The 18,416-nt window shown below is 73.8% G+C and carries 16 protein-coding genes; 6 read left to right on the forward strand and 10 right to left on the reverse strand.

Translation table 11 applies throughout. From position 1 onward, the window contains the following. Window positions 1-4 precede the first annotated feature (4 nt). Window positions 5-1,156, reverse strand: a complete 1,152-nt coding sequence (gene efeO / locus ACIRBY_RS09440) for an iron uptake system protein EfeO (RefSeq protein WP_403898408.1) — start codon at window positions 1,154-1,156, stop codon at window positions 5-7. A gap of 327 nt (window positions 1,157-1,483) precedes the next feature. Between efeO and ACIRBY_RS09445 the strand changes: the two genes are divergently transcribed. After that, complete coding sequence (locus ACIRBY_RS09445; protein ID WP_403898410.1) at window positions 1,484-2,134, forward strand: PhzF family phenazine biosynthesis protein; 651 nt, start codon at window positions 1,484-1,486, stop codon at window positions 2,132-2,134. A 51-nt stretch (window positions 2,135-2,185) separates the two neighbouring features. Here ACIRBY_RS09445 and ACIRBY_RS09450 read toward each other — a convergent pair whose 3' ends face one another. Both ACIRBY_RS09450 and map read right to left on the reverse strand, forming a co-directional pair. Beyond that, window positions 2,186-2,833: a heme oxygenase (biliverdin-producing) gene (locus ACIRBY_RS09450; RefSeq protein WP_403898413.1), complete on the reverse strand. Its 648-nt coding sequence runs from the start codon at window positions 2,831-2,833 to the stop codon at window positions 2,186-2,188. A gap of 135 nt (window positions 2,834-2,968) precedes the next feature. Beyond that, a complete protein-coding gene (gene map / locus ACIRBY_RS09455) occupies window positions 2,969-3,826 on the reverse strand; it encodes a type I methionyl aminopeptidase (RefSeq protein ID WP_403898416.1) in 858 nt (285 codons plus the stop codon). 90 nt (window positions 3,827-3,916) lie between these two features. Here map and ACIRBY_RS09460 point away from each other — a divergent pair, with 90 nt between their 5' ends. Then, a complete protein-coding gene (locus ACIRBY_RS09460) occupies window positions 3,917-4,165 on the forward strand; it encodes a hypothetical protein (protein WP_403898419.1) in 249 nt (82 codons plus the stop codon). A gap of 9 nt (window positions 4,166-4,174) precedes the next feature. Here the strand turns inward: ACIRBY_RS09460 and ACIRBY_RS09465 are convergent, their stop codons facing one another. After that, window positions 4,175-4,792: a hypothetical protein gene (locus tag ACIRBY_RS09465; RefSeq protein WP_403898421.1), complete on the reverse strand. Its 618-nt coding sequence runs from the start codon at window positions 4,790-4,792 to the stop codon at window positions 4,175-4,177. A 96-nt stretch (window positions 4,793-4,888) separates the two neighbouring features. On the opposite strand from ACIRBY_RS09465, the gene npdG reads away from it, so the two are divergent. Both npdG and ACIRBY_RS09475 read left to right on the forward strand, forming a co-directional pair. Then, a complete protein-coding gene (gene npdG / locus ACIRBY_RS09470) occupies window positions 4,889-5,593 on the forward strand; it encodes an NADPH-dependent F420 reductase (RefSeq protein WP_403898424.1) in 705 nt (234 codons plus the stop codon). A gap of 127 nt (window positions 5,594-5,720) precedes the next feature. Beyond that, the gene (locus ACIRBY_RS09475; protein ID WP_403898427.1) at window positions 5,721-5,903 is read left to right on the forward strand and encodes a hypothetical protein; all 183 of its coding nucleotides are present in this window, start codon (window positions 5,721-5,723) and stop codon (window positions 5,901-5,903) included. 50 nt (window positions 5,904-5,953) lie between these two features. Here the strand turns inward: ACIRBY_RS09475 and ACIRBY_RS09480 are convergent, their stop codons facing one another. After that, on the reverse strand, window positions 5,954-6,754 hold the full coding sequence (locus ACIRBY_RS09480; RefSeq protein WP_403898430.1) for a site-2 protease family protein: 801 nt from the start codon (window positions 6,752-6,754) through the stop codon (window positions 5,954-5,956). A gap of 62 nt (window positions 6,755-6,816) precedes the next feature. Between ACIRBY_RS09480 and ACIRBY_RS09485 the strand changes: the two genes are divergently transcribed. Beyond that, window positions 6,817-10,488 carry an AfsR/SARP family transcriptional regulator gene (locus ACIRBY_RS09485; protein ID WP_403898433.1) on the forward strand — a complete coding sequence of 1,224 codons (3,672 nt, stop codon included), beginning with the start codon at window positions 6,817-6,819 and terminating at the stop codon, window positions 10,486-10,488. Window positions 10,489-10,544: 56 nt separating this feature from the next. Here ACIRBY_RS09485 and ACIRBY_RS09490 read toward each other — a convergent pair whose 3' ends face one another. The 3 genes from ACIRBY_RS09490 to panB all read right to left on the reverse strand — a co-directional run bounded on the left by ACIRBY_RS09490 (window position 10,545) and on the right by panB (window position 13,400). Then, window positions 10,545-11,387 (reverse strand): ABC transporter permease, encoded by an 843-nt coding sequence (locus ACIRBY_RS09490; protein WP_403898436.1) that lies wholly within the window; start codon window positions 11,385-11,387, stop codon window positions 10,545-10,547. Further along, on the reverse strand, window positions 11,384-12,406 hold the full coding sequence (locus tag ACIRBY_RS09495) for an ATP-binding cassette domain-containing protein (protein WP_403898439.1): 1,023 nt from the start codon (window positions 12,404-12,406) through the stop codon (window positions 11,384-11,386). The genes ACIRBY_RS09490 and ACIRBY_RS09495 overlap by 4 nt, the downstream gene beginning before the upstream one ends. Window positions 12,407-12,539: 133 nt before the next feature. Further along, on the reverse strand, window positions 12,540-13,400 hold the full coding sequence (panB, locus tag ACIRBY_RS09500; RefSeq protein ID WP_403898441.1) for a 3-methyl-2-oxobutanoate hydroxymethyltransferase: 861 nt from the start codon (window positions 13,398-13,400) through the stop codon (window positions 12,540-12,542). A 307-nt stretch (window positions 13,401-13,707) separates the two neighbouring features. Here panB and ACIRBY_RS09505 point away from each other — a divergent pair, with 307 nt between their 5' ends. After that, window positions 13,708-14,757, forward strand: coding sequence for an endonuclease/exonuclease/phosphatase family protein (locus ACIRBY_RS09505; protein WP_403898444.1), 1,050 nt, complete (start codon window positions 13,708-13,710; stop codon window positions 14,755-14,757). Window positions 14,758-14,819: 62 nt separating this feature from the next. Here ACIRBY_RS09505 and ACIRBY_RS09510 read toward each other — a convergent pair whose 3' ends face one another. Both ACIRBY_RS09510 and ACIRBY_RS09515 read right to left on the reverse strand, forming a co-directional pair. Beyond that, window positions 14,820-16,574, reverse strand: a complete 1,755-nt coding sequence (locus tag ACIRBY_RS09510) for an NAD+ synthase (protein WP_403898447.1) — start codon at window positions 16,572-16,574, stop codon at window positions 14,820-14,822. A gap of 68 nt (window positions 16,575-16,642) precedes the next feature. After that, a complete protein-coding gene (locus ACIRBY_RS09515) occupies window positions 16,643-18,349 on the reverse strand; it encodes a DUF4352 domain-containing protein (RefSeq protein ID WP_403898450.1) in 1,707 nt (568 codons plus the stop codon). Between the last annotated feature and the right edge of the window lie 67 nt (window positions 18,350-18,416).

The following is an 18,416-nucleotide window of genomic DNA, read 5'->3' on the forward strand; positions in this document are numbered from 1 at the left end:
TGGACTACTTGGCGACCGCGGCGGCCAGCTTCGAGAGCGGCTCGGCCAGGGCGCTGACGCCGTCCGAGAGCTCCTTGCGCTCGGTCTCGCCGACCTTGTCGTACGAGGTGAACTCGTAGCCGTTCTTGTCCGCCCGGTACTTGTCCAGGAGGGTGTTCAGCGCGGTGAACTGGGTGTCCAGCTGCTTGGCGAGCTCCGGGTCGTTCTTCGCGGTGACGGCCTTGAGGAGCTCGTAGGACTTCTCGGCGCCCTCGACGTTGGCCTTGAAGTCGACCAGGTCGGTGTGGCTGTAGCGCTCCTCCTCGCCGGTCACCTTGCCGGTGGCGACCTCGTCGAGCAGCTCCTTGGCGCCGTTGGCCATGGAGGTGGGGGTGATCTCCGCCTCGCCGACCTTCTTCTGCCAGGCGGTGAGGTCCGTCATCAGGGTGTCGGCGAGCTTCTTCTCGTCGTCGCCGATCTTGCCGTCCTGGAAGAGGGCCTTCTCCAGACGGTGCCAGCCGGTCCAGTCCTTCGCCGGGTCCTGGCCGGCCTCCAGGCCGTCCTCGCGGACGTCGACCTTCGGGTCGATGTCGCCGAAGGACTCGGCGACCGGCTCGGTGCGCTCCCAGCCCAGGCGGGAGGGGGCGTAGGCCTTCTTCGCGGCCTCCAGGTCCCCGGCCTTGACGGCGTCGGCGAAGGCCTGGGCCTTCGGCATCGTCTCGTCGGCCTGCTCCTGGACGTACTTGCGGTACGCGGCCACGGCGGCGTCCAGCTCGGGGCTGCGCTTCTCGGCGGCGCCCTTGCCGGTGGCCTTGACCTTGGTCCGGATGCCGTCGCCCTTCATGCCGGGCTTGCAGGTGAAGAGGTAGTCGCCCGCCTTGATCTCGGCGGTGATGGTGGCCTTGGTGCCGGGGCCGATGTTCTCGCGCTCGGCGACGATGCGGTCGTCCGGGAAGAGCACGTACAGCTCGGTGACCTTGGAGCCCTTGTTCTCGACCTCGATGGAGACCTTGCCCGCCGGGAAGTCCGTCTTCGAGACCTCGCAGGCGCTGTCGGTCGCGTTCACGCGGATCGCGTCCGATTCGCCCTTGTCGCTCTTCTGCGCGCAGCCGGTGACGGCGGCGAGCGCGGCGACGGCTGCGGCCGCGGTGAAGACGGTGAGGCGGGCGGGGCGCATGAGGGCTCCTGGCGAGGGTGGAGGCGTGGGGCGGCCTGGTGAGGCGGACCTAACTTAACCGAGGCTTACCTGACCGATGCCCGCTCGTCCAGTGATTCAGCTCTCACCTTCCGGCCCCGGACACGGGCCCGTCACGGCACCTCCATGGCCGGTTCAAGCGAAGGTCAAGAGGGAGTCAAGTTCCCGCTCGGATGTCGTGCGGGAACGGGGTTACCGTCCGGTTTTTGCCCGGGCTCCGGCCGCCGCCGCGATCCGCCCGCCGTGCGGGGCGGCGGCCCGGTCCGCGTGCGGAACCGGGCCCGTCCCGCGCCGTGCTTGAATGCCGACGTGAACGATCTCGACGTGATCAAGGTGTTCTGCGCGGGTGACGGCCGGTACGGCAACCTGCTCGGAGTCGTCCGCGACGGCCGCACCGTCCCGGACGACGCGGCCCGGCAGGCCCTCGCCGCCGAACTGGGATACAGCGAGACGGTGTTCGTCGACGACCCCGAGCGCGGCGTCGTCGACATCCGCACCCCCGGCACGCGCATGTCCTTCGCCGGGCACCCGCTGGTCGGACTCGCCTGGCTGCTCGACATCGAGGAGCTCCAGCCGCCCGTCGGCTCCGTATGGGCCCGCGGCGACGGGGAGTTCACCTGGATCACGGCCCGCCCCGAGTGGGTCACCGGCAAGCACACCCGGCAGTACGCCACCGCCGCCGAGGTCGAGGCCCTGCCCACCCCGCCGCCCGGCGAGGGCTGGCTCTACGCCTGGGCCTGGGAGGACGAGCCCGCCGGCCGGATCCGGGCCCGGGGCTTCCCGCGCCGCCCCGACGGGGTCGTCGCCGAGGACGAGGCCACCGGCTCGGCGGCGATCCTGCTCACCGCCGAACTGAACCGCGCCCTCAACATCACCCAGGGCGCCGGCTCCCAGCTCCTCACGGCCCCGGGCCCGGACGGCACGGTGGAGCTCGGCGGGCGGGTCCGCTTCGCCGCCTGACGCACCGGGAGGGGCGACGTCCCGCGCCCCCTCCCCGCGCACCGCCGGGGCCTACGCGCTGAGCGGGAACTCCTCGCCCAGCTCCCGGAAGACGGCCCCGTTGTGGTCGAAGGCCCGCTTGCACTCGTCGATGATCCGCTGCTTCTCCAGGTCGTCGGCCGCGATCGCGTCCAGCAGCTCCCGGTACACCCGCTTGAACGCGGCCGGATTGGCGATGTCCGCGAACACGTAGAACCGCACCCCGTCGCCCTTGCGCTCGAAGCCCCAGGCGCGCTCCGCGCGGTCCCGGATGATCTGGCCGCCGGAGAGGTCGCCCAGGTAGCGGGTGTAGTGGTGGGCGACGTACCCGCCCGGCCAGCGCGCCGCGCACTCCGCCACCCGTGCCGCGTAGGCCTCCGTGGCGGGCAGCGCCGTCACGCCCTCCCGCCAGTCCGGGCCGATCAGGTGCGCCAGGTCGCGCTCGATCTCCGCCACGCGCATCAGCTCGGGCCGGATGAACGGCCCCGCGACCGGGTCCCCGCGCAGCGCGTCGGCGGCGTCCTCCAGCGCCCGGTACACGAACCACAGCTGCTCCGTGTAGCGCGTGTAGGCGTCCACGCCGAGCCGCCCGCCGAGCAGGTCGCCCATGAACGCGGAGGTCTCGGCTTCGGTGTGCTGCTCGTGCGAGGCGAGGCGGATGGCCGTGGAGAAGGCGTCCAAAGCGGACCTCCGGGAAAGAGGAATCGGGCGCGGCGACACCGCCGCCACGCCCGATCCTCCTGCTTAGGCATACCTAAGTCAATGTGTTCCCGACATGCTGTCGGTAAAAAGATCCCCCGCCGCCCACGGCCGCGGCTACGGGAGGGTCAGGATGTCCGCCCCCGTGTCCGTCACCACCAGGGTGTGCTCGAACTGGGCCGTCCGCTTGCGGTCCTTCGTGACGACCGTCCAGCCGTCGTCCCACATGTCGTACTCGTGCGTCCCGAGCGTCAGCATCGGCTCGATCGTGAACGTCATGCCCGGCTCCATCACCGTGGTGGCGTGCGGGCTGTCGTAGTGCGGGATGATCAGGCCGGAGTGGAAGGACGAGTTGATGCCGTGCCCGGTGAAGTCCCGGACCACGCCGTAGCCGAACCGCTTCGCGTAGGACTCGATGACCCGGCCGATGACGTTGATCTGGCGGCCGGGCCTGACCGCCTTGATGGCCCGGTTCAGCGCCTCGCGGGTGCGCTCCACGAGCAGCCGCGACTCCTCGTCCACCTCGCCGCACAGGTAGGTGGCGTTGTTGTCGCCGTGCACCCCGCCGATGTACGCGGTCACGTCGAGGTTCACGATGTCGCCGTCGCGCAGGACGGTCGAGTCGGGGATGCCGTGGCAGATGACCTCGTTGAGCGAGGAGCACAGGGACTTCGGGAAGCCCCGGTAGCCGAGCGTCGACGGGTAGGCGCCGTGGTCGCACATGTACTCGTGCGCGACGCGGTCCAGCTCGTCTGTGGTCACCCCCGGCGCGATGTGCTTCGCGGCCTCCTCCATCGCCTGCGCGGCGATGCGGCCCGCGACGCGCATGGCCTCGACGGTCTCGGCGGACTGCACCTCGGGGCCGGTGTACGGCTTGGGGCCGGGCTTGCCCACGTACTCGGGCCGGCGGATGTTTCCGGGAACGGAACGGGCGGGAGAGAGCTCGCCTGGTACGAGCAGCGACTGGCCAGACATGCAAGCGAGTGTATCGAGCGGCCGTGGGGCAGCATGGCGCTGTAGCGAGGACCGAGAGGGACCGAGAGGACCGAGAGGAGCCTGGGGACGATGGCCCTGTTCAAGAAGCGTCAGGTGGGCAAACCGGGCGAGTGGTACTACTGCCTGGTCCACAAGAAGGTCGAGGAGGGCCCGGAGTGCCCCGCCAAGGACCGCTTCGGCCCGTACACGACCCGGGAGGAGGCGGCCCACGCCATGGAGACGGCCCAGGAGCGCAACCTCGAATGGCAGAACGACCCGAACTGGAACGACAGGACCCGTGAGGAGGAGGGGGACGGCACGGGCACGGCGACCCCCTGACGAGTCGCCCTACCAGCCGCTGGGCGGCGGCGCGGTGAGCTGGTCGGCCAGCCGCGCCAGCCGGTCCCGCAGCCGGGGCCGGCCCGTACCGCCACCCCGCCGCGCCGGCAGGGCGTTCTCGCCGGCGGCCGCGCCGACCAGGTGCTGCACCGTGTCCAGGTCCAGGACGCAGTCCTCGGCCGGCACCGACAGCGCGTCGTGGGCGAGGGCGCCCAGATCGGGGTCCCCGCCGTCCAGCGACAGTACGGTCGCCCCGGCGCGCCGGGCGTCGTGGACCCGCTCCAGCAGCCCCCCGCCCGGCCGCTGCGGAGCCACCACCAGCAGGGTGTGCCCGCGCCGGGCCGCCTCCAGCCGGCCCAGCCCGACCGACAGGTGCGGCGGCCCGTCCGGCGGCACCCGGTGCCGGACCAGCGTCGGCGCCAGCTCCGGCCGCCCCGACCAGGCGGCCTCGTCCACCAGGTGCGCCGCCAGGTGCCAGGGCTCGTACTGCTCCGTCCCCACCAGCAGCAGGCCCCCGCCGGCCGGCACCACCGCCCGCCGCAGCGTCCCGGCGAACCTCCGCGCCTCACCCGGCCACGGCGTCCCCGCGAGCACCTCCCGCAACAGAGCCACCCTCACGGCATCCATGGCCCGCATCCTGCCGCACCCGCCCGGCGCCGGGGAGCACTTCGCCACGTCTCCCACCCCTTCGACCCCGGCGTACCCGGCAGTACGCTCGCCCCCATGACTTCCTCAGACAGCACGCAGAAGCCGCCGGCCAAGGACCCCTGGGACCTCCCCGACGTCTCCGGCCTGGTCGTCGGCGTCCTCGGCGGCACCGGAGACCAGGGCCGCGGCCTCGCCTACCGGCTCGCACGGGCGGGCCAGAAGGTGATCATCGGCTCCCGCGCCGCCGACCGCGCCGAGACCGCCGCGCGGGAACTGGGCCTCGGCGTCGAGGGCGCCGACAACGCCGAGTGCGCCCGCCGCAGCGACATCGTCATCATCGCGGTGCCGTGGGAGGGCCACGCCAAGACCCTGGAGGCCCTGCGCGAGGACCTCGCGGGCAAGCTCGTCGTGGACTGCGTCAACCCGCTGGGCTTCGACAAGCAGGGCGCGTACGCCCTGCGGGTCGAGGAGGGCAGCGCCGCGCAGCAGGCCGCCGCCCTGCTCCCCGACTCCCGGGTCACCGCGGCCTTCCACCACCTCTCCGCGGTCCTCCTCCAGGACACCTCGGTCGAGGAGATCGACACCGACGTCATGGTCCTCGGCGAGTCCCGCGCCGACACCGACCTCGTCCAGGCCCTCGCGGCCCGCATCCCCGGCATGCGCGGCGTCTTCGCGGGCCGCCTGCGCAACGCCCACCAGGTGGAGGCGATGGTCGCGAACCTCATCTCCACGAACCGCCGCTACAAGGCCCACGCGGGCCTGCGCCTCACGGACGTCTGAGCCCCGGCCCCCGGACCCCGCTCCCGGACCCCGCCCCGGACCCCGTGCCGCGGACGCGGGGCCCGGGAGGGATGGGGGACACTGGAGGGGCTCGACCCCGTCCCGTGTTGCCGAGGAGCTGTTCCGGATGCCCCGCCTTGCCGTGTTCGCCGTTGTCGTCTGCGTCCTTGCCGTGGCCGCCGCCGTGGTCGCCTTCGTGGAGGGCAGCTTCCTCGGGATCGTGTGGGTGCTGCTGGCCGGCGTGACGTCCAACATGGCCTGGTTCTACATCCGCAAGGCCAGGGCGGAGAAGCAGCGCAGCGCCGCCTAGGCCGTCGTCCGGCCGGTCAGCCGGTCAGCCGGTCAGTGCCGGTCAGCCTGTCAGTCGGCCGGGCCGGCGCAGAAGCCGTCCTGGTCCTCCCAGAAGCGGTACAGGTCGTGGCCGCAGTACGTCTCCAGGTCCGAGACGCCGAGCGCGCGCAGGATGCCCCGCACCGCGTCGAAGAAGACCTCGTTGACCTCCGGGATCCACAGCAGCGCGAACACCCCGATCAGCGCGAACGGGGCCAGCGGCGCCAGCTCGCGGCGGACGCGGTGGGACAGCCAGGGCTCGATGACCCCGTAGCCGTCCAGGCCCGGGACCGGCAGGAAGTTCAGGATCGCCGCCGAGACCTGGAGCAGCGCCAGGAAGGCCAGCGCGAAGCGGAACGGCAGGGGCACCCCGTCGAGGGCGTCCAGCCAGAACGGCGCCGTGCAGATGACGGCGAAGGCCACGTTCGTCAGCGGACCCGCCGCCGAGACGAGGCTGTGCTGCCAGCGGCCCCGGATCCGGTCCCGCTCGATGTACACGGCCCCGCCGGGCAGGCCCAGCCCGCCCAGGATCACGAAGACCACCGGCAGCACGATGCTGAGCAGCGCGTGCGTGTACTTCAGGGGGTTCAGCGTGAGGTAGCCCTTGGCGCCGACGGTGAAGTCGCCGCCGTGCAGGGCGGTACGGGCGTGCGCGTACTCGTGCAGGCACAGCGAGACCACCCAGGCCGAGGTGACGAAGAGGAACACGGCCAGCCCCGGGCTCGACGCGTACCCCGTCCACACCGCCCAGCCCGTGACCGCCATGACGGCGACGATGCCGAGGAAAACGGAACTGATACGCCGCTCGCCGCGGCCGCCCTGGTGAACCATGCGGGGAAACCTATCCCGGGCTCGCGGGCCGGCGGGGGGCGGGGGCCGGGGACAATGGGCCGGTGCGCTACGCGATTCTCGGCACCGCCCAGGCCATCCGCGACGACGGGACCCCCGTCGCCGTCGGCGGAGCGCGCCTGCGCGCGCTGCTGACCGCGCTCGCGCTGCGGCCGGGCCGCAGCGTGCCCGCCGCACTGCTGGTCGCCGAGGTGTGGGACGCCGACCCGCCGGCCGAGGCCGTCGCCGCGCTCCAGGCCCTCGTGGCCCGGCTGCGGCGGGCGCTGGGGCACGAGGCCGTCCGCTCGGCGGAGGGCGGCTACCGGCTGGACGCGGAGCGGGACGACGTCGACCTGTACCGCTTCGACCGGCTCGTGCGCGCCGCCGCGGCCGATCCGGACCCGGCCCGGGCGGCGGCCCTGTACGACGAGGCGCTCGCGCTGTGGCGGGGCCCCGCGCTGGCCTCCCTGCCCGCTCCGGCGGCCGAGGCCGTGCGCTGGGAGGCCGTACGGCTGGACGCGCGCCGGGGCCGGCTGGGCGCGGCCCTGGCGCTGGGCGAGGCGGAACGGGCCCTGCCGGAGCTCACCGAACTGTGCGCCCGCCACCCCCTGGACGAGCCCCTGCACGCGCTCCGCATCCGGGCCCTGCGCGCGGTGGGCCGCCCGGCGGAGGCCCTGGCCGCCTACGAGACGGTCCGCCGCGACCTGTCCGCCCGCCTGGGCACGGACCCGGGCCCGGCCCTGCGCACCCTGCACGCGGAACTCCTCGCGGGCACCCCGGCCCCGGCGGGCGAGAGCACCGCCGACGCCCCGTCCCCGCACCCGGGCGGGCCGTCCGCGGGCCGCCCGGAGGCCCGCCCCACGGCCCCGCACCCGGCCGGCGCCCCCGCCGGTCCCGCGCCCGCCGCCCGGGCCTCCGACGGGCCCGACGCCGCCCATCCCTGGTCCGGTGCCGCCTCCGGCACGCCCCCGTACCCCGTTGCGGACCCGGGCCGGCGCGTCTCGTCCGGCCCGGTCGACGGTGCGCCCGCGCCCGCCCACCCGTGGCCCGGTACCGCCCCCGGCACACCCCGGCACCCCGCCGCCACGGCCCCGCCCGGCCAGCCCCCGTACCTCGCCCCGTACCCCGCCGCCACGGCCCCGCCCGGGCCGGCCGCGGCCGCCGGGGCCGGGGGCCCTGGGCTTCCCGCCTCAGGCCGCCCCGCTCCCGCTCCCGGGAACCTGCGGGCGCGGCTGACCAGCTTCGTCGGGCGGGAGGAGGACATCCGGGTCATCGGGGACGATCTCGCGCGGGCCCGGCTCGTCACCCTGCTCGGGCCCGGCGGGGCCGGGAAGACGCGGCTGTCCCAGGAGGCCGCCGAGGCGCACGCCGACGGCGGCTGGCCCGACGGGGTGTGGCTCGTCGAACTCGCGCCCGTGGACGATCCCGAGGACGTCGCCGAGGCCGCCCTCGCCGCCGTCGGCGCCCGCGAGACCAAGCTGCGCGGCGCCGCCGCGGAGGAACTGCGCGCGCTGACCGACCGGACCGGCGGCAGGCCCTTCGACCGGCTCGCCGAGCACTGCGCCCGCCGCCGGCTCCTGCTGCTCCTGGACAACTGCGAGCACGTGATCGGGGCCGCCGCCGAGCTCGCCGAGCGGATCCTGACCCGGTGCCCCGGAGTGCGGATCCTCGCCACCAGCCGGGAACCGCTCGGGGTGCCAGGGGAGTTCCTGCGGCCCGTCGAGCCGCTGCCCGACCCCGTCGCGCTCCGGCTGCTGGACGAGCGCGGCGCCGCCGCGAAGCCCGGGTTCCGGGCCGCCGACGACCCCGAGGCCGCCGCCGAGATCTGCCGCCGGCTCGACGGGCTGCCGCTGGCCATCGAACTGGCCGCCGCCCGGCTGCGGCTCCTCACCCCCCGCCAGATCGCCGACCGGCTCGACGACCGCTTCCGGCTGCTCACCGGCGGCGCCCGGACCGTGCTGCCCCGCCAGCAGACCCTGCGCGCCGTCGTCGACTGGTCCTGGGACCTGCTGGACGCCGCCGAGCGGGCCGTCCTGCGCCGGCTGTCCGTCTTCGCGGGCGGCTGCGACCTGGAGGCCGCCGAGGCCGTCTGCGGCGACGGCAGCGGGCTCGACGTCGCCGACGTCATGGCGGCCCTCGTCGACAAGTCCCTGGTCGTCGCCGCCCCCGGCCCGGCAGGCGACATGCGCTACCGGCTCCTGGAGACGGTCGGCGAGTACGCCGCCGAGCGCCTCGGCGAGGCCGCCGCCGGCCGCGACCGCGAGGAGACCGAGCAGCGCCACCTCGTCCACTACCGCGAACTCGCCCGCACCACCGAGCCCCTGCTGCGCGGCCACGGCCAGCGCGCGGCCGCCGACCGCCTCGACACCGAGTACGAGAACCTGCGCACCGCCCTGCGCCGGGCCCTCGCCACCCGCGACGCCGGCGAGGTTCTGTGCCTGGTCCACGCCCTGTGCTGGTACTGGCAGATGCAGGACCTGCGTGCCGAGACCCGGCACTGGACCGACGCCGCCACCCTGCTCGGTCCCGACCCCTTCGCGGCGCCCCACGTCCCGGCCGAGCCCGTCTACGAGCGGCTGCTCGACTCCCCGCCGCCCTACTCCGGCGAGGTCCTCGCCGAGGCCTGGCGGGCCCTGTACCTGGTGCGCCTCTCCTCCCGCGACCACACGGCCGACACCTGGGACGACCCCAAGGTCCGTGCCGCGGTGGAGGGCGTCCTCGCCACCTACCGCCCCGGCCTCCCGCAGACCTGCCGCCCGCCCGGCCTGCTGTGGATCTACGCCGTCATGATCGCGGGGGAGGCCGGACTGCTGAAGCGGGTCGTCGACGAGACCGTCGCCGCCGCCCGCACCCTCGGCTACGACTGGGAGCTCGCCTCCGCCCTCCAGCTGCGGGCCAACATCCTCGCCAACCGCGCCGACTGGGCCGGCGACGCCTCCCGCGACGCCGACGAGAGCCTCGCCCTCTTCCGCCGGCTCGGCGACGACTGGGGCTGCGCCGAGGCGCTGTCCGCGCGCGCCGAGTCCCGGGAGAAGAGCGGCGCCTACGACCTCGCCTGCCAGGACTACCTGGAGGCCGTCACCTACGCCGAACGGCTGGGCGCCCGGGCCCAGGTGACGGTGCTGCGGGTGCGGATGGCCGGCTCCCTCGTCGAGAGCGGCCGGCTGGAGGAGGCCGAGAAGATCCTCGGCGAGATCACCGCCAGCGACCAGCGGTTCGGGAACGAGGCCATGCCGGCCGCCCGGATGTTCTACGCCGGCCTCCTCGGCCGGACCGGTCGGATCCCCGAGGCCCGCGCCCAGATCGCGATCCTGCGCGAGGAGTTCGCCCTCGGCGCGTTCGCCGTCTTCGACGTGTTCCTGCACGCCACGACGGCCTGGCTGGACAACCAGGAGGGCGCGTACGCGGACGCCCTGGACCGGGTCCGCGACGCCCGGGCGGCCATGCGCCACCCGCTCGCGATGATGGTCGCGCCCCAGCTGCCCGCCGTGTTCCTGGTGACGGCCGCCGTCTCCCTCGCCTCGCTCGGCGGCCGGCCGCGGGCGTACGACGCGGCGCGGCTGGTCGGCGCCTACCGCGCGCACCTGCCGCCCCGGCACGTCCCGGTCACCGCGGAACGCGAGGACGCCGCCCGCGCCGAGGAGCTGGCGCGGGCGGTGCTGGGGGACGCCGCGTACGAGGCCGCGCACGCCGAAGGCGGCGGCCTCACGATGGAGGAGGCCGCCGCCCTCTACTGACCCGCCCCCGTGCCGGGCCCGGTCCGGGACGCGATCCGGAACGGACCGGCCCCGGATCAGGTCTTCTGGCGGAACTTGCGCACCGCGAGCGGCATGAGGACCGCGGTGATGGCCACCGACCAGGCCAGGGTGATCCACACCGAGTGGCCCAGCGGCGTGCCGTTCATCAGGCCGCGCGCCGCGTCGGCCAGGTTCGACAGCGGGTTGTAGTCCGTGAAGGACTGGAGCCAGCCCGGCATGGTCGTCGGCTTGGCGAAGATGGAGCTGCCGAACTGCAGCGGCATCAGGACCAGCATCGCCATGCCCTGGACGGCCTGCGCGGTCTTCATCGTCAGACCCAGCAGGATGAAGATCCACATCAGGGAGGCGCCGAAGACGGCCGACAGCCCGATGGCCAGCAGCAGGTCGACCACCGAGTGGACGGACAGGCCCAGCATGAAGCCCACCGCGAGCAGGATCGCGATGGCGACCATCATCCGGCCGAGCTCGACCACGATCTTGGCGATGAGCACCGAGGACCGGGCGATCGGCATGGACCGGAACCGGTCCATCACGCCCTTCTTGAAGTCGTCGTTGACGCCCGTGCCCACACCCATGGCGATGTTCATGCCCATCATCGCCATCAGGCCGGGCACCAGGTAGTTGACGTACTGCTCCTGGTTGCCCTTGCCGGACATCGCGCCGCCGAAGACGAACACGAACAGCAGCGTGAAGATGATCGGCATGAACACGGCGTCGAACATCGACTCCGGGTCCTGCTTGATCTGGAGGGCGTTGCGGCGCACCAGGGCGCCGATGTGCCGCAGGTTGCCCCGCAGGCCGATCCGGCCGTCGTCGGACGGGGCCGGTGCCGCGCCGCCCCGGGCGGCCGCGGGCTTGGTGGTGGTGACGGTGCTCATGCCGCGACCTCCTCGGTCTTCTCGGTGGGAACGGAGTCCTCGGACGGGGCCGGCCGCTGTCCGGTGATGGACAGGAACACCTCGTCCAGGCTGGGCAGGTAGGTGCCGAGGTCGGCGATCGCGTACCCGCGGCCGGCCAGCAGGCCGACGACGGCGGTCAGCTGCTCGTCGCTCAGGATCGGGACGAGCAGCACGCCCTCGTCCGGCACGGCCTGGGAGCCGGCCACCCCGTCCAGACCGGCCTCGGACAGGGCGCGGGCCATGTCCGGCAGGTCGGCGGAGGCCACCGGGCGGATCCGCAGCGTGCGGCCGCCGACGCGCGCCTTCAGCTCGTCGACCTTGCCGTTGGCGATGACCTTGCCGCGGTCGATGACCGTCAGCTCGTTGGCGAGCTGCTCGGCCTCCTCCATGTACTGGGTGGTGAGCAGGACGGTGGCCCCCTCGGCGACCATCCGCTGCACCTCGTCCCACACCTCGTTGCGGGTGCGGGGGTCCAGACCGGTGGTCGGCTCGTCCAGGTAGAGGACGGCCGGGCGGCCGATCATCGAGGCGGCCAGGTCGAGCCGGCGGCGCATGCCGCCGGAGTAGTGCATCGCGGCCTTCTTCGCGGCCTCGGTGAGCGAGAACCGCTCCAGCAGCTCGTCGGCCCGCGACCGGGCCTCCTTGCGGGACAGGTCCAGCAGCCGGCCGATCATGTAGAGGTTCTCCCAGCCGGAGAGCTTCTCGTCGACCGAGGCGTACTGGCCGGTCAGGCCTATGGTGCGGCGCAGCTGCCGCGGCTGGCGGACCACGTCGTAGCCCGCGACCGTCGCCGTGCCCGCGTCGGGCACGATCAGGGTGGACAGGCAGCGCACCAGGGTGGTCTTGCCCGCGCCGTTCGGACCGAGGACACCGAGCACGGTGCCCTCGCGGACGAAGAGGTCGACCCCGTCCAGGGCCTTCGTCTCGCCGTAGTGCTTCACCAGCCCCCGCACTTCGACGGCGTGGGGATTCTTGTCGTTTCGCGTCATGTCCACCATGGGACCAGCCGCCGCCGACAAACCTCCGACAGCGGACCGACAGCCCGCCGACATCCCCGTGGCGGGCTGTCGGCGGGCCGTCGTCAGGGCCGTCGCCGGGCCTTCGGTGCCGGCGGACCGGCAGGCCGGATCCCTAGTGGAAGGCGTGCTCCGGCTGCGGGAAGGTGCCGCCGACCACGTCCTCGGCGAAGGCCTTCGCCGCGTCGCCCATGGTCGCGCGCAGGTTCGCGTACTGCTTCACGAACCGCGGCATCTTCCCGCCGGTCAGGCCCATCATGTCGGTCCACACCAGCACCTGCGCGTCGCACTCCGCGCCCGCCCCGATGCCGACGGTCGGGATGTGCAGGGACCGGGTGACCTCGGCGGCCAGCTCGGCCGGGACCAGCTCCAGGACCACCGCGAAGGCGCCCGCGTCCTGCGCGGCCTTCGCGTCGCGCAGCAGCTGGTGCGCGGCCTCGTCGCCGCGGCCCTGCACCCGGTAGCCCATGGCGTTCACGGACTGCGGGGTCAGGCCCAGGTGGGACATGACCGGGATGCCGGACTGCACGATCAGCTCGGTCTGGTGCAGCGAGCGCTCGCCGCCCTCCAGCTTGACCGCCCCGACACCGGCCTCCTTCACCAGCCGGGTCGCGCTGCGCAGCGCCTGCACGGCGCCTTCCTGGTACGAGCCGAACGGCAGGTCGCCGACGACCAGGGCCCGGCCGGTGCCCCGTACGACGGCCGCCGACAGCAGCGTCATCTCGTCCATGGTGACGGGGACGGTGGTCTCGTAGCCGAGGTGACAGTTGCCCATCGAGTCGCCGACGAGGATGACCGGGATGCCGGCCTCGTCGAACACGGACGCCGTCATGGCGTCGTAGGCGGTGAGCATCGGCCACTTCTCCCCGCGCTCCTTGGCGAGGGTGAGGTCGCGGACGGTGATCCGCCGGGTGCCCGTGCCTCCGTACAGGGTGGGGGAGGAGGCTTCGCGGGCAGGCGAAACGGCATGCGTCATTGCAACTGCTCCTTGTGTCATCTCGAGGCGCCCTCACGGCGTCCCCGGACTCACCCACCATGGTGGCACCCGGGCGGCCGCGGACGGAAGTGGCGCAGCCGCGGCGCGCTGACCGGTCCGTCACACTCCTGGCCCGCCTCGAGGCGCGCGGGAGCCAATGTGCGCGTTTCGTGACAAGCGGAACCCCGGCCGCACGGCCGTTCGTCCTCCCGGTCGTACGTCCGTGAAGGACGGCGCGGAAGGCTCCCGACATCGCCTAGGGTCAAGGGGCGGGGACGGAGCGCGAGCACGGCAGCGAGGACATGGCATGGCACAGGCGTACCTGACGGAGACGGGGAACGGCGGCTCAGAGCCCGGGCCCTCCGGATCCGGTCTGCGACGCCGATGGGCCGCACTGCGCCGGAAACTGGCCGAGTTGCGCCGCGACCCCGGGATCTGGAAGCGGGGCGTCGTCACCGCCGCCGTCGCGCTGCTGATCTCCGGGATCATGGTCTTCCACGCGGAGCTGCCCAACGACGTCGGCAACCTCGGCAGCCTCACTGAGACGTTCCTGCCCTGGCTGGGCGTGTTCGTGCCGGTCCTGCTGGTCATCGCGGTGGTCCGCAGGTCCGCCACCGCCCTGCTCGCGATACTGCTGACGGCCGCGGTCTGGGTGAACCTCTTCGGTGGCCTGGTCAACGACAAGTCGGGCCCCGGCGGCAACCTGATGGTCGCCGCCCACAACGTCGACGCCGACAACCCCGACCCGCGCGGCACCGCCCGGTCGGTCGCCAAGTCCGGGGCCGACATCCTGGCCCTCACGGAGCTCAAGGCCGGAGCCGTCCCCGTCTACGAGGAAGTCCTCGGGGGCACGTACAAGTACCACGCGGTCGAGGGCACGGTCGGGGTGTGGAGCAAGTACCCGCTGACCTCCAGCAAGCCCGTGGACATCCGCCTGGGCTGGACCCGGGCCATGCGCACCACCGTCGCCGGCCCGTTCGGCGAGCTCGGCGTCTACGTCGCCCACCTGCCGTCGGTGCGCGTCAAGCTCAACGCCGGCTTCACCGCCAACCAGCGCGACAACAGCGCCGACGCGCTGGGCGCGGCCCTCGCCGCCGAGCCGCTGAAGAACGTGGTCCTGCTCGGCGACCTCAACGGCACGATGAACGACCGCTCCCTCTCCGAGGTCACCTCGCAGATGCGCTCCACCCAGGGCGCGGCCGGCAACGGCTTCGGCTTCAGCTGGCCCGCGCAGTTCCCGATGGCCCGCATCGACCAGATCATGGTCCGCGGGGTGAAGCCGGAGGCCTCCTGGACCCTGCCGCGCACGGGCAGCGACCACCTCCCGGTCGCGGCGCGCCTCACGATCCGCAAGTAGGACGGGGCAGGTATGCCGAAGGGCCCCGCCGCGGCCGCGGCGGGGCCCTTCCGCCGTGCGGGCTACGGGTGCTCGCGCCAGCCGTTCGTGATCGGCAGCCGGCGGTCCTTCCCGAAGCCCTTCGCGGAGATCTTCGTGCCCGGCGGGTACTGGCGGCGCTTGTACTCGGCCGTGTCGACCATCCGGATGGTCTTCGCCACCAGCCCGCGGTCGAAGCCGGCCGCCACGATCGCCTCCAGCCCCTGGTCGCGGTCCACGTACAGCTCCAGGACCGCGTCCAGCACCGGGTAGTCCGGCAGCGAGTCCGTGTCCACCTGGCCCGGGCGCAGCTCGGCGCTGGGCGGCTTCACGATCGAGTTCTCCGGGATGGGCGGGGTCTCGCCCCGCTCCACGGCCGCCCGGTTGCGGTAGCGGGCGAGCCGGAAGACGTCCGTCTTGTACACGTCCTTGATCGGCCCGTACGCGCCGACGGAGTCCCCGTAGAGGGTGGAGTAGCCCACGGCCAGCTCCGACTTGTTCCCCGGGGCGAGCACGATGTGCCCCTCCTGGTTGGACAGCGCCATCAGCAGCGTGCCGCGCAGCCGGGACTGGAGGTTCTCCTCGGCCAGGCCGGTCAGGCCCAGCGCGCCCATGTAGGCGTCGAACATCGGCTCGATCGGGACGGTGCGGAAGTTCAGGCCGGTCCGCGCGGCGAGGTCGGCGGCGTCGCCCCGGGAGTGCTCCGAGGAGTACTTCGAGGGCATCGCCACGCCGTACACGTTCTGCGCGCCGATCGCGTCGCAGGCGAGCGCGGCGACGAGCGCGGAGTCGATCCCGCCGGAGAGGCCGATCAGGACGGAGCGGAACCCGTTCTTCTTCACGTACGCGCGCAGGCCCACGACCAGCGCGTCGTAGACCTCCTCGTCGTCGTCGAGGCGCTCGGCGTAGCCGCCGGTCACGACCGGCTCGTACGGTTCCAGCGGCTCCTCGGAGAGGACGACGCGGTCGATGCGCAGGCCGTCGTCCACGACGCCCTCGGGGGCGTCGGGCCGCGCGGCCGGCAGCTCCAGGTCCACCAGGACGCATCCCTCGGAGAACTGCGGCGCCCGGACGACGACCTCGCCGGAGGCGTCCACGACGATCGAGTCGCCGTCGAAGACCAGCTCGTCCTGGCCGCCGATCATCGCCAGGTAGGCCAGTGTGCAGCCGGCCTCCCGGGCGCGCTTGCGGACGAGTTCGAGGCGTACGTCGTCCTTGTTGCGCTCGTACGGGGAGGCGTTGATCGAGACCAGCAGACCGGCCCCGGCGGAGCGGGTGGCCGGGACGCGGCCGCCCTCCTGCCAGAGGTCCTCGCAGATCGCCAGGGCCACGTCGACGCCCCGCACCCGGATCACCGGCTGGGTGTCGCCCGGCACGAAGTACCGGAACTCGTCGAAGACCCCGTAGTTGGGGAGGTGGTGCTTGGCGAAGCGCAGGACCACCCGGCCGCGGTGCAGTACGGCGGCCGCGTTCTCCGGGGAGCCGGCCGGGCGGCCGAGGCGGGCGGCGGCCCGCTCGGCGCGGTCGAGGTAGCCGACGACGACGGGGAGCTCGCCGAGGCCCTCGTCCGCCAGGCGCCGGGCGAGGTCCACCAGCGCGGTGCGGGAGGCGTCGACGAAGGAACCGCGCAGGGCGAGGTCCTCGACGGGGTACCCGGTCAGCACCATTTCCGGGAACGCCACGAGGTGGGCGCCCTGCTCGGCGGAGTGCCGGGTCCAGTGCACGACCGAGTCGGCGTTGGCGGCGATGTTGCCGACGTGCGAGTCGATCTGATTCAGCGCGAGGCGAAGTTGAGGCACGGGCCCAGTCTAATCGTCTTTCTGACGCGATGTCCTGGGCCCGTGCCGATCCGCCGCTGTCCGACGGGCTATTCGACGGGTCCGCTGAACTTCGCGGGGTCCATCAGGATGCCGGGGGAGAGCTCGGCGCTGATGCTCTTCGTCCCCTCGGGAACCTCGAACGCGGCGACGCCGGTCGCGGACTGGCCGGGCTGGATCACCCCTTCGATCCGCTTCGGGGTGTCGCCGTCGAAGACGAGCTTGGCGGAGCCGCCCTTGTCGTCCTTCACTGCCGGCATGGCGTAGATGACCTTGTGGGGCTTGTCGCCGTCGTTGGTGATGGTGAAGGACACCTCCACCGCGTTGCCCACGTCCATCCAGTCGGCCTTGCTGACGTACTTGCGCGGCGGCGCCAGGGTCACCTTGATGCCGTCGGGGTACGACACCGTCCGGCCGAAGGGGACGGGCGTGCTGATGCCCGGCCCCTTGGGGGCCTTGGGGGCCGTGGGCGGGATCGAGAAGCGCGGCACGGTGGGGGTGGGGCCGGGGAAGGGCTCGTCCTGCCAGTCCTCGGGGTCCTCGCCCCACTGGGGGTCGTTCACCCGCTCGTGGGCGATGCGCTCGCGGGCCTTGTCGAGGACGGCGGAGGTCAGGAACCAGCCGCCGACGGAGGCGCCGAGGCCGACGACGCCGAGGACCACGCCGGCCACGGACATCGCCTTGCGCCCGGCACCCTTGCGGGCGCGGGCCAGTGCGCCGCCGCCGAGCCCGATGCCGGTGAGGGCGAGGCAGGTGCCGATCCAGAAGAGGAACGGGATCGGCCCGATGAGGACGGAGAGGATCCCGAGGACGAGCGCGGCGACGGCCAGGCCGTTGGTCCGGGGCGGCGGGGCGGGGTAGTACCCGGCCACGCCGGGGTATCCGGGGTACCCCGGATACCCGCCGGGCCCGGGCGCCCCCCAGGAACCCCCGGGCACCCCGTACGCGGGCCCGGCGGGTGCCGCGAACGCCCCGGCCCCGGGCGGCGCGAACGCTCCGGGCGCACCGGCGGCGGGCGGCGGGAACGCCCCCGGCGCGGGCGTCGCCCACGGGTCGTGCGCCTGAGGCGCGGGCGGCCCGGCCTGCGGCGCAGGCACGCTCCCCACCACGGGCGCGGCCGGCTCCGCGGCCTTGTCGAACGAAACCCGCGCGGCCCCGGCGAGCCCCTCCGCCGTGACGGTCGCCGCGGGCTCCACCGCCGGCCTCCCGTCCGGCGAGGCCGGGTCAGCGGTCTGCTCCCCGGCCGGGGCGGCGGCCTCGTCGAGCGACAGCCGCGCGGTCTCGGCCAGGTCCTCGGTCGGGGTCGGCGGGGCCTTGTCCGGCGGGGCGGGGGCCGCGGGCTGTTCCCCGGCCGGGGCGGTGGGCTCGTCGAGCGAGAGCCGGGTGGTTTCGGCGGGGTCGTCGGCCGGGGTCGGCGGGGCCTTGTCGAGCGACAGCCGCGCGGTCTCGGCCAGGTCCTCGGCCGGGGTCGGCGGGGCCTCCTCCGGCGAGAGCCGGGTGGTCTCGGCCACGGGATCCGCCGCGGCGGCCGCGGTGGGCTTCGGCGCCGGGGGGACCGGGGTCTTGTCGAGGGACAGCCGTGCCGTTTCGGCCAGGGGGTCCGCCGCGGTCGACGGGGTCCGGGCGGTGCCGGAGCGGTCGAGCGGATGACGGGCGGTGTCGGCGGCCGCGGGCTGCCCGGACGGTGCCGTCGCCTCGGGTATCGGCGTCTCCCCGGGTTGGGTCGGCTGGTCGGGCGGGGTCGGCGGCGTGCTCATACCTGGCGGCGTCCTTGCGAAGTGCGGCGTACGGAGATGCGGGCAGCCTGCCATGGCGACCCGCCCC

The organism is Streptomyces sp. NPDC096136 (genome assembly GCF_044763325.1).
In the GTDB taxonomy this organism is placed as follows: domain Bacteria; phylum Actinomycetota; class Actinomycetes; order Streptomycetales; family Streptomycetaceae; genus Streptomyces.